Annotated in this window: 12 protein-coding genes; 10 read left to right on the plus strand and 2 right to left on the minus strand. The window is 63.0% G+C overall.

Annotated features, from left to right (window positions below):
- Both Q0520_RS11705 and Q0520_RS11710 read left to right on the plus strand, forming a co-directional pair.
- The coding region (locus Q0520_RS11705) for a CBS domain-containing protein (protein ID WP_298670286.1) at positions 1–427 on the plus strand (427 nt) is incomplete at its 5' end.
- A 691-nt stretch (positions 428–1,118) separates the two neighbouring features.
- The gene (locus tag Q0520_RS11710; protein ID WP_298670288.1) at positions 1,119–1,568 is read left to right on the plus strand and encodes a DUF2721 domain-containing protein; all 450 of its coding nucleotides are present in this window, start codon (positions 1,119–1,121) and stop codon (positions 1,566–1,568) included.
- A gap of 8 nt (positions 1,569–1,576) precedes the next feature.
- On the opposite strand, the gene Q0520_RS11715 is transcribed toward Q0520_RS11710, so the two are convergent.
- Positions 1,577–2,065 carry a YbhB/YbcL family Raf kinase inhibitor-like protein gene (locus tag Q0520_RS11715; RefSeq protein WP_298670290.1) on the minus strand — a complete coding sequence of 163 codons (489 nt, stop codon included), beginning with the start codon at positions 2,063–2,065 and terminating at the stop codon, positions 1,577–1,579.
- A 104-nt stretch (positions 2,066–2,169) separates the two neighbouring features.
- On the opposite strand from Q0520_RS11715, the gene Q0520_RS11720 reads away from it, so the two are divergent.
- Genes Q0520_RS11720 through tsaA form a run of 4 tightly spaced genes read left to right on the plus strand, consistent with a single transcriptional unit; the run spans position 2,170 to position 3,819 of the window.
- Entirely contained in the window at positions 2,170–2,589 is a 420-nt protein-coding gene (locus tag Q0520_RS11720; RefSeq protein WP_298670292.1) for a ribonuclease HI family protein, read from the plus strand.
- Between the two features lie 26 nt (positions 2,590–2,615).
- Positions 2,616–2,852 (plus strand): hypothetical protein, encoded by a 237-nt coding sequence (locus Q0520_RS11725; RefSeq protein ID WP_298670294.1) that lies wholly within the window; start codon positions 2,616–2,618, stop codon positions 2,850–2,852.
- Positions 2,849–3,409: a CRISPR-associated protein Cas4 gene (gene cas4 / locus Q0520_RS11730; protein ID WP_298670296.1), complete on the plus strand. Its 561-nt coding sequence runs from the start codon at positions 2,849–2,851 to the stop codon at positions 3,407–3,409. Before Q0520_RS11725 ends, cas4 begins: the two co-directional genes overlap by 4 nt.
- Positions 3,406–3,819, plus strand: a complete 414-nt coding sequence (tsaA, locus tag Q0520_RS11735) for a tRNA (N6-threonylcarbamoyladenosine(37)-N6)-methyltransferase TrmO (protein WP_298670298.1) — start codon at positions 3,406–3,408, stop codon at positions 3,817–3,819. Before cas4 ends, tsaA begins: the two co-directional genes overlap by 4 nt.
- Before the next feature lie 6 nt (positions 3,820–3,825).
- Here tsaA and Q0520_RS11740 read toward each other — a convergent pair whose 3' ends face one another.
- Positions 3,826–5,643: an aldehyde ferredoxin oxidoreductase family protein gene (locus tag Q0520_RS11740; RefSeq protein WP_298670300.1), complete on the minus strand. Its 1,818-nt coding sequence runs from the start codon at positions 5,641–5,643 to the stop codon at positions 3,826–3,828.
- A 185-nt stretch (positions 5,644–5,828) separates the two neighbouring features.
- On the opposite strand from Q0520_RS11740, the gene Q0520_RS11745 reads away from it, so the two are divergent.
- The 4 genes from Q0520_RS11745 to Q0520_RS11760 all read left to right on the plus strand — a co-directional run bounded on the left by Q0520_RS11745 (position 5,829) and on the right by Q0520_RS11760 (position 9,325).
- Positions 5,829–6,707, plus strand: a complete 879-nt coding sequence (locus tag Q0520_RS11745; protein WP_298670302.1) for an Mrp/NBP35 family ATP-binding protein — start codon at positions 5,829–5,831, stop codon at positions 6,705–6,707.
- Positions 6,708–7,016 (plus strand): hypothetical protein, encoded by a 309-nt coding sequence (locus Q0520_RS11750; RefSeq protein ID WP_298670304.1) that lies wholly within the window; start codon positions 6,708–6,710, stop codon positions 7,014–7,016.
- Between the two features lie 216 nt (positions 7,017–7,232).
- Positions 7,233–8,477: a Glu/Leu/Phe/Val dehydrogenase gene (locus Q0520_RS11755; protein ID WP_298670306.1), complete on the plus strand. Its 1,245-nt coding sequence runs from the start codon at positions 7,233–7,235 to the stop codon at positions 8,475–8,477.
- Positions 8,478–8,569: 92 nt separating this feature from the next.
- On the plus strand, positions 8,570–9,325 hold the full coding sequence (locus tag Q0520_RS11760; RefSeq protein ID WP_298670308.1) for a hypothetical protein: 756 nt from the start codon (positions 8,570–8,572) through the stop codon (positions 9,323–9,325).
- Positions 9,326–9,399 lie beyond the last annotated feature (74 nt).

Consider the following 9,399-nt stretch of genomic DNA (forward strand, 5'->3'; position numbering starts at 1 on the left):
AGACATGACACTGATGGAGTGTTGCCAGGTGCCGGTCGTGAGCGTCCCGCCGGAGACGCCGGTCTTCGACGTCGCCGCGATCATGGCCGAGCAGAATGTGGGGAGCGTCGTCGTCGTGGAGAAGAAGAAACCCGTCGGGATCGTCACCGACCGGGACGTCACGGTGAGGGTCACGGCGCATGGACTGGACCCGAAAAAAGTTCCGGCACGGGCGGTGATGACCGCAGACCTCCTTGTGCTGCCCGGGACGACCGGCCTCTACGAGGCGCTCGAAGCGATCCGGAAGAAAGGGGTGAGGAGGGTCCCGGTTGTTGACGAGCACGGCGCCCTCACCGGGATCATCACGGTCGACGACATCATCCGCCTCCTTGCGGCCGAGATGGAGGGGATCGCCGCCGTGATCGGCGCGGGGAAACCGGTGATCTGAGGATCGATCTTTTTTTGGTCTGGAGAATTGCTCTGGTTCGGGGCGAGGTATCTTCCTGATACTGCGAGGAGGAGCGGGGGGTTGCTTCCCCATACTGCTTGCCGGGGGGGCACGGCCTCGAAAACCTACAGTTTTCTCGACTCCCTTCGGTCGTTCCCCCGGACCCTCTCTTGCGATTGGTCCGGGGAAGACAGAGCAGAGATCCTGAGGAAGAGATTGCCATCCCCCGTCTATCGTGCACCGGGGGCCGGGGGCTGCGAACAGGGTGAGCACAAGAAAATCTTTGATTTTCGGCGGTAGTCCCCCGGTGGAAGAATACCGACTCCCTGCCTTCCCCATACTGCCTGCCGGGGGTTTCACCCCCGGACCCCCGATTTAGGATAGTGTCGGGGAAGACAGAGCGATATCCTGAGATGGGGGACTGCCATCCCCCGTCTATCGTGCACCGGGGGCCGGGGGCTGCGAACAGGGTGAGCACAAGAAAATCTTTGATTTTCGAGTGACGACCGAAGGGAGTCGAGAAGGTCGAAGACCTTCGCTGTAGTCCCCCGGTGGAGTGCGCCGATCAACTGCCACCCCCCCTATCCTGAGCGTGAAAATGTGCATATATTTCCCTGTTTTCCAGAGCACTTTTTTTCCCTTCCCGAGAAACCATGATCCGCACGCCACACAACTACGTGCAGAGCATCACATGACAACAGCAGACATCATCCAGACGATGCTTGCGCCGGGGCTCATGATCTCGGCGTGCGGCCTCCTCATCCTCGGCATGAACAACAAATATTCTCTTGTCCTGAACAGGATCCGCCTCCTCGACGAAGAGAAGAGGCGCTGTTCCCGGTGCGGCGCCGACGCTGCCGCAGGGCACCGCGAGAGCGTCTGCATGCAACTCTCGGAACTGGGCGTGCGGGCGCGCCACGAGAGGAACGCCATCCTCTCCTACTCGGCGTCGGTGGCGGCCTTCGTCGTCACCTCGTTCCTGATCGGCCTCTCCGACGTCCAGGGCCTGCCCGGCCTCTCCCTCCTCACCATCTTCTCCTTCCTCGTGGGGATGGCGCTCGTCCTTGCGGGGATCATCTTTGCGGTCCGGGAGGCCCTGATGGGCTACGATATCATCTGCATCGACATGATGGACGGGTGAACCCCTCCTCAGGGCCGCCTGTACATCGCAAAGGTCTCGCCGTACTCGAGGGCGCGGCCCTGCATGGCGGCGACGAGGGCGTGCTGGTCGGAACCGGGTGCGAGGTCGAGGTGGGCGTCCAGTCCGTAGACCCGGAAATAATACCTGTGCGCCTCGCCCCGCGGCGGGCACGGCCCCCGGTACCCGATCTGTCCGTAACTGTTTGTCCCCTGGACCATGGCGACAGGCGCCTCCACAACTCCCTCCGGCGGGACGCCCGGAGGGACCACCGCCCGGCCGTCTGAGAAGCGCAGGGGCTCGATATTCCATGCGAGCCACGGGGAGAAGGAACACCCCTGCTCATAGGGGTTGTGCACGGTCAGGGCGACAGACGGTGCCGCCGACCCTGTGATCGTGATCCGCGGCGACGTCCCCTCGCCGTCGCAGGTGTGCCGTGCCGGAAACTCGACAAAACCCAGGTCGATGACGATCCTGTGCAGACTCCGCACTCCTGTCATGGCCTGACCTCTCCCCCGCCTCTTATATAGTCCGCGGGGTGGGTCGGCCCCTCCGCAACCATCAGCCATATTTAGCGTCCCTGCCAAACTCTACTGGGTGAGCCATGTCTGACGAGGGTGGGTTTGATATTTATACGGACGGGGCTTCGCGGGGCAACCCCGGCCATGCCGCCTATGCCTACCTTTTCGTCGAGGGCGGTGCCGTCGTCCTCGAAGACTCAGGCTATGCCGGGGTCACGACGAACAACACCGCCGAATACCTCGCCATCACCCACGCCCTCGAAGCGGCGGCCGGGAGGACGGCCGGCGACCTCTCCGTTTACTCGGACAGCGAACTCGTGGTCAGGCAGATGAACGGCGAGTACAGGGTGAACAAGGAGCACCTCAGGGAACTGAAGGCCGGCGTGCTCGCCCTGGTCGGCAGGTTCAGGTCGGTGCGTTTTGTGTCAGTCCGCCGGACCAACCCCCATATCGCGCAGGCCGACCGCCTCTGCAACGAAGAACTCGACAGGAGGGGGGCCTGACGGGCGACCGGGACGCCCCCCAGCCTGTGATCTCGGCGGCTGAGATCGCCGACTTTGCATACTGTGCTCTCTCCTGGCAGTTCAGCCGGAACGGCCAGAGCACCACCTCCGCGTCGAGCGAGAGGGGGATGCAGAAGCATGCCGAGGTCGGAAAGAAACTCTTTGCCGTTGAAAAAGCGCGGCGGGAGTTCTGGCTCCTGACCATCCTCGGCTACGCCCTGCTCGCCCTCGCCCTGATCATCCTCATGAGGTGGGTGCAGTGAGTTTCTCCACGGGCGAAGTGCTGATCCTTCTCCTCCTCGGTGCGCTTGCCTTCTTCATCTTCGCCATCAGGAGACACTACTCTGTCCAGCCCGTGCGGGAGAAGTTCGGTATCCCCGAGGGCGAACTCCTGTACACCGACCTCAACGAGCAGACCGGGACTTTCTTCTCCGAGACCTACCGGATCTCGGGGAGGCCGGACTACGTGTTGCGTGACGAGATGACCGGGGCCTATGTCCCGGTGGAGGTGAAGAGCGGGCGGGCACGGAAACCATACTGGAATCACATCCTTCAACTCGCCGCGTACTGCCTCCTTGTCGAGGAGTATTACGGCGTGCACGTGCCGTACGGTATCCTGGTCTACGGCGAGGGGAAGCAGCACCGGATCGAGTTCACCGACGAATTGAGGGAGCAGGTGCTCTCGACAGTGGCCGAGATGCGCCGGTGCCTGGACGGAACCGGAGCCCCGGTGTGGCGGAACCACAATGTCCCGGCGCGGTGCCGGGGGTGCAGTCACAGGGAGGTCTGCCGCTTCGCCCTGGGAGATGATGAGGAATGATGGAACTCGTGCCGATCGGCGTGATCAGGTCGCCCTACCGGGTGCACGGGGACGCTCCGCGGCAGGGGCGTCTCTCCGACGTCGTGAGCGAGATCGTGGTCTACCCTGCATATGCCCCGGCACTCTCCGATATCGGGAAACACCGTCACCTGATCGTGCTCTACTGGCTCGACCGCGCCGACAGGTCGGCCCTGAAGGCGACGCCGCCGGGGACTGAGCGGGAACTCGGCGTCTTCTCGACGCGGTCGCCGAACAGGCCGAACCCGATCGCCCTCTGTCTCGTCGACCTCATCGCCGTCGACGGCCTGACCCTCAGGGTCCGCGGCCTCGAAGCACTGGACGGCAGTCCCCTCCTGGACATCAAACCCTACTCCCCCGCGATCGATGCCGCCGGCCCTGGAGAAGTCTGAGCCTCCTCACCGGGCGGGCGGGGCGTGGGGTATCCTTTCTTTTTTCCCGCTGATCCCGAGTTCTTTCAGTTTCTCCGGCGTCGGGACGCCCTCCTCGTCCCATCCCCGCACGCGGTAATACTCCGTGAGGACGTGCTCCCTCTCCCAGACCCGTCCTGCCGGTGCCCCGTCCCGCAGGGGTTCGGTGAGGAGACGGCGGGGCAGGGTGTCGTCGGCCTTCGTGTAGCCGGCCTGCAGGTTGAAGACCCGCTGGAGGTTCCAGATCCGTTCACCGATCTCCATCAGGCCCTCCGCGGTCACGGCCATGCCTGTCACCCCGCGGACCAGGGCGGCGTAGTCGTCGGCGCCAAGGGCGAAAGAGGAGAAGAGGCAGATCCCCGAGGAGTCGATCGCGGCGGTGAGGTCCTGGAAGGCCTTCGTCCACTCGGCCTTCCCCTCGTCGGTGAAGGGGTCGAGGGCCACGGGCAGGCCGAGCACCTCGGGCGAGACCAGATAGCCATAGACATGGTCGCCGCCGCGGACCGAGGTGGCGTACGCAAGGCCGTGGCCCTGGAGGCCCCGCGGGTCGTATGCCGGGAGTTCCTGCTTCTTGACAGTCATCGAGAGTTCGGGGTGGCCGTAGCGGGCGGCGAAGGCATAACTCCCGTCGGCGAGGTCGTCTCCCGCCCCCTGTCGATAACCGATCGCCTCGATGAGGGGGACGACCTTCTCACACTCGCCGAACCTGATGCCGGCGTCGTAGTACCCCTTCTCCGTCATCTCCATCGCCGCGGCGATGGTGCCGCCGACCGAGATGGTGTCGAGGCCGAGGTCGTTGCAGAGGTTGTTCGCCCTGATCGCCATCGGGAGGTCGTGGCACCCGATGTCCGGCCCGAGGGCCCAGACGGTCTCGTACTCCGGGCCGTCCCCCTCGACCCCGTCGATCTCGGTCCGCCGCCCGCAGCAGACAATGCAGGAGTGGCAGCACTTCTTCGTCTTCAGGTAGCGGTCGGCGAGTTCCTCGCCGGAGACCGCCGAGGCCTCGGGGTCGTAGCCTGTCTGGAAGTTCTTCGTCGGCAGGATATGGTGCTCGTTGATGATGTTGACGAGAATGGCGGTGCCGTAGGCGGGCAGGCCCTTTCCCGTCACCGGGTTCTCCCTGAGTTTCCGCCGGGCGGCGACCTTCGCCTCGTCGAGCGCCGTCTGGTCGGCGACCTCGACCTTTCCCTCGCCCCGCACCGCGACCGCCTTGAGGTTCTTGCTCCCCATCACCGCCCCGACGCCGCCCCTCCCTGCCGACCGATAGGTCTCGTTCATGATCGAGGCGATGAGGCTCAACTTCTCCCCGGCAGGCCCGATGCAGAGCACCTCGGTCTTCGGGCCGTCTGTCTCGGCCTCGATCGCCCCGACCGTCGCCCCGACCCGGAGGCCCCAGAGGTCTGAGGCGTCCCTGACCTCGGCCTCCCCGTCGTGGACCCAGAGGTAGACGGGCTTTTCGGCCTTCCCCCTGACGACGACCGCATCGAACCCGGCCCTCTTCACCTCCTTTCCGAAGAACCCGCCTGAGTTCGCGCTCGTCAGCGTCCCGTTCAGGGGCGAGCGTGTCACCACGTCGAAACGCGATCCCAGGGGGACGCCCGTGCCGGTCAGGGGACCGGTGGCGATGACCAGGATGTTCTCCGGCCCCAGGGGGTCGGTGGAAGCGTCGATCCCCTCGGAGAGTACCCGGACACCGAGGCCCCTCCCCCCGAGATAGTCCCTCTTCAGGTCGTCCGGGTACGGCACCGGCGTGCACTTCCCTGCGGTGAGGTCGACGTCCAGCAGTCTGTCGGCATATCCTTTCATGGTCCCCACACACCCTCTGGGGACACCGGGATCAGATAAATGTAACCCATTCTTCCCGGCCTGAACGTTATTGCTCCCCGGTATCTCCGGCAATGGCTCCTTGCCGGTATCTAAAGCCTTTAACAGGCCGGCACACAGATACTTATAGAAGTGTTCAGAGCACACCAATCTGGGAGATAATCATCATGGCACAGAACAACGCACAGCAGGAAGGCTGCTCGGGCAACTGCTCCTCATGCCCGAGCGCCCAGCAGGAAGGGTGCGACTCATCGAAGAAGGGCCTCCCCCCGAAGGCGAAGATCGACGTCAAGCACGTGGTCCTGGTCCTCTCCGGCAAGGGCGGCGTCGGCAAAACGACCGTCTCCGTCAACCTCGCCTCCGCCCTCGCGAACCACGGCAAGACCGTCGGCCTCCTCGACCTCGATATCCACGGCCCGAATGTCCCGAAGATGCTCGGTGTCGAAGGGCAGCACCTGACCGTCATGGGCGACAAGATCGAGCCTATCCAGATCACCGGCAACCTCTCCGTCGTCTCGATGGAGTTCCTCCTCCCCGACGCCGAGACCCCTGTCATCTGGCGCGGGCCCATGAAGATGGCGGCGATCCAGCAGTTCCTGGAGGACGTGAACTGGGGCGCACTCGACTACCTGGTCGTCGACCTCCCGCCCGGCACCGGCGACGAGGCCCTCTCCATCGCCCAGCTCGCCCCCAATGTCGAGGGCGCCGTGATCGTCACCACCCCACAGGAAGTCTCGACGATGGACTCGAAGAAGGCGGTGAAGTTCGTCGAGAAACTCGGTTACAAGGTCATCGGCATCGTCGAGAACATGAGCGGACTCATCTGCCCGGACTGCGGGAAGGAGATCGACATCTTCGGCAAGGGCGGCGGCAAGAAGGCTGCTGAAGAACTCGGTGTCCCCTTCCTCGGCGCCATCCCTATCGACGTCGAGATGCGCAAGGCCGGCGACGAGGGCAGGCCCTTCATCAACAGGCACGCCGATTCCCCCTCCTGGAAGGCGATCGACGCCGTGATGGAGAACCTGGTGAAGTTCATCGAGGGGTAAATGGATATTATCCGGGTGCTCCAGGGGAACGGGGAACCCCTCGGCATCTATACCCGGATCGCTGCGGCGGTCCGGGATATCACCACCTTCCCCGACCTTATCGAGCCGATATATACCGAGACGGCCGGTTTTTCCGATACCGAACTCGACAGCCTCCGCTTTGCTCTTATCCGTCTCCAGGTCTACGCCGATGTCCACCGGTACGAGGACATGGAGGGGACGCAGCAGATGAAGTACGTGGCGCAGGTCCTGGAGAAGATCATATTCGGGTCCCTGATGCTCGGCGGAGAACCGCCGGTCAGTGAGTAACCGGTCCCTTCTTTTTTCATCTGCCTGGGGTGGCCCCGATGGCAGGCAGGAAATTTCCTTCCCCCTCAGAACATCTCACTGTGATAACTGTTGATCTCTCCCTGATAGACAATAAATGGCATATTTTTTTGTATTTCCAAAAAAATATTTTTCATTCACTCCGGCACGTATAATATGGATCGCATGTAATCATAATCAGGAAATTGGTGATCGCAAGTGACCAATGAAAACCCGTTTGATATGGTGAAGCAGCAGATCAGCGCCTGCTCTGAACTCCTGCACCTCCCCCAGAATGTCGAGGAGTACCTCATGACCCCGATGAGGGAGATCCACGTGGCATTCCCGGTCAGGATGGACGACGGCTCTTTCAGGATCTTCCAGGGCTACCGCGTCCAGTACAACAACGCCCTCGGGCCCACGAAGGGCGGCATCAGGTTCCACCCCGGCGAGACGATCGACACGATCCGTTCCCTTGCGGCTCTCATGACCTGGAAGTGCTCCCTCCTTGACCTCCCCCTCGGCGGCGGCAAGGGCGGTGTCGTCTGCAACCCGAAGGAACTCTCTGCCAGCGAACTCGAACGGCTCAGCCGCGCCTATATCCGTGCGATCTACAAGGTCATCGGTCCCGAGTGCGATGTCCCGGCCCCTGACGTCTACACCACTCCCCAGATCATGGCCTGGATGATGGACGAGTACTGCACCCTTGTCGGCCACAATGCCTGCGGTGTCATCACCGGCAAACCGGTCGTCCTCGGCGGTTCTGAAGGCCGTGGCGACGCAACCGCCCGCGGTGGCTGGGTCGTCATCAGGGAAGCGGCAAAGGACAACAATATCGACCTTGCAAAGGCAAAGATCGCCATCCAGGGTTTCGGCAACGCCGGTTCCCATGCTGCGGCCCTCGGCGCCACCCTCGGCTGCGCCATCGTTGCGGTGAGCGACAGCCACGGCGGTGTTTACAACGAGAACGGCCTCGATATCCCGGCGCTCATCGCCTACAAGCAGAAGACCGGTGCGGTCAAGGACTTCCCTGGTGCGAAGAACATCACCAACGAAGAACTCCTTGAACTCAAGGTCGACATCCTCATCCCGGCCGCCCTGGAGAACGCCATCAACGCCTCCAACGCCGACAAGGTCGGGGCAAAGGTCGTCGCCGAACTTGCGAACGGGCCGATCTCTCCGGAAGGGGACGCAATCCTCTTCGCAAAGAAGATCCCGGTCATCCCGGACTTCCTCTGCAACTCCGGCGGTGTGACGGTCTCGTACTTCGAGATGGTCCAGAACTTCTCTCTCGACCGCTGGGACGAGGAGAGTGTCCGCGCCCGTCTGGAGCGGAAGATGACGAAGGCATACCACGAGGTCTACGCCGTTGCGCAGGAGCACTCCATCTCTCTCCGCCAGGCGGCGTACACCCTGGCAATGAAGCGCGTTGTCGACGCAATGAAACTCCGCGGCTGGGTCTGAGCAGGTCTTCCTGCCCTGGCTCATCCCCTTTTTTCTCCTTCCGGCCGGTCTGGTCCAGAGGTTTTTTCTGCCTGTCGCGGCACTCTGGTATCATGGTGGCACCCCGGTGGCGGCCGACCTGGGAGTTCAGGCTCGGCCTTCTTCTTGTTCTCCTGAGCGTTGTCATCTATACGACGAAGGTGTACGTCCTGGACGACGTCGAAGGTACGTATGACTATATCTTCAACTCTCTCGGTTTCCTCCCTCTCAATGTCCTGATCGTGACCCTCATCCTGAACCGACTTCTCGCGTTCAGGGCGAGGCGGGAGAGACTTGAGAAACTGAACATGGTCATCGGGATCTTCTTCTCCGAGGCCGGGACCGCCCTGCTCACCTGGCTCTCCGACCACGACCCGGGCCTTGAGGCGGTCAGACGCGACCTTGTCGTCAGGGACGACTGGTTGGGGGAGGACTTCGCCCGGGTGCGGGAGCGCCTGGCGCAGCGCCAGTACCGGGTTGCGGTGGACCGGGCCGACCTTGTCCCGCTGAAGGCGTTTCTGGTGGAGAAGAGGGAATTTTTCCTGAGGTTGCTGGAAAACCCGACACTTCTCGAACACGAGGAGTTCACCGGGGTCTTGCGGGCGGTCTTCCACCTCACCGAGGAACTGGAGCACCGCGAGGACCTGGCGCACATTCCGGGGTCAGACCTCGCCCACCTCACCGGCGACGCCGACCGGGTCTATGGCCTCCTTGTCTCCCGGTGGATGGATTACATGCACTACCTGAAGGACAACTACCCGTACCTCTTCTCCCTTGCGATGCGGACAAACCCCTTCGACAGGACGGCGTCGCCGGTGGTCGGGGAATAACTTTTTTGGCTGTGGAGGGGTCGCGCGTATTCCCCGCCTTCCCCACGATCTGGGCCGGGGAAGGGCGAAGAGGA

Source organism: uncultured Methanofollis sp. (genome assembly GCF_937919355.1).
Classification (GTDB): Archaea; Halobacteriota; Methanomicrobia; order Methanomicrobiales; family Methanofollaceae; genus Methanofollis.

Excerpts from the sequence above, each read along its gene's own strand:
- Q0520_RS11710 (WP_298670288.1), top strand. The coding sequence starts at position 1,119 with ATGACAACAGCAGACATCATCCAGACGATGCTTGCGCCGGGGCTCATG.
- Q0520_RS11715 (WP_298670290.1), bottom strand. The coding sequence starts at position 2,065 with ATGACAGGAGTGCGGAGTCTGCACAGGATCGTCATCGACCTGGGTTTT.
- Q0520_RS11720 (WP_298670292.1), top strand. The coding sequence starts at position 2,170 with ATGTCTGACGAGGGTGGGTTTGATATTTATACGGACGGGGCTTCGCGG.
- tsaA (WP_298670298.1), top strand. The coding sequence starts at position 3,406 with ATGATGGAACTCGTGCCGATCGGCGTGATCAGGTCGCCCTACCGGGTG.
- Q0520_RS11740 (WP_298670300.1), bottom strand. The coding sequence starts at position 5,643 with ATGAAAGGATATGCCGACAGACTGCTGGACGTCGACCTCACCGCAGGG.
- Q0520_RS11745 (WP_298670302.1), top strand. The coding sequence starts at position 5,829 with ATGGCACAGAACAACGCACAGCAGGAAGGCTGCTCGGGCAACTGCTCC.
- Q0520_RS11750 (WP_298670304.1), top strand. The coding sequence starts at position 6,708 with ATGGATATTATCCGGGTGCTCCAGGGGAACGGGGAACCCCTCGGCATC.
- Q0520_RS11760 (WP_298670308.1), top strand. The coding sequence starts at position 8,570 with ATGGTGGCACCCCGGTGGCGGCCGACCTGGGAGTTCAGGCTCGGCCTT.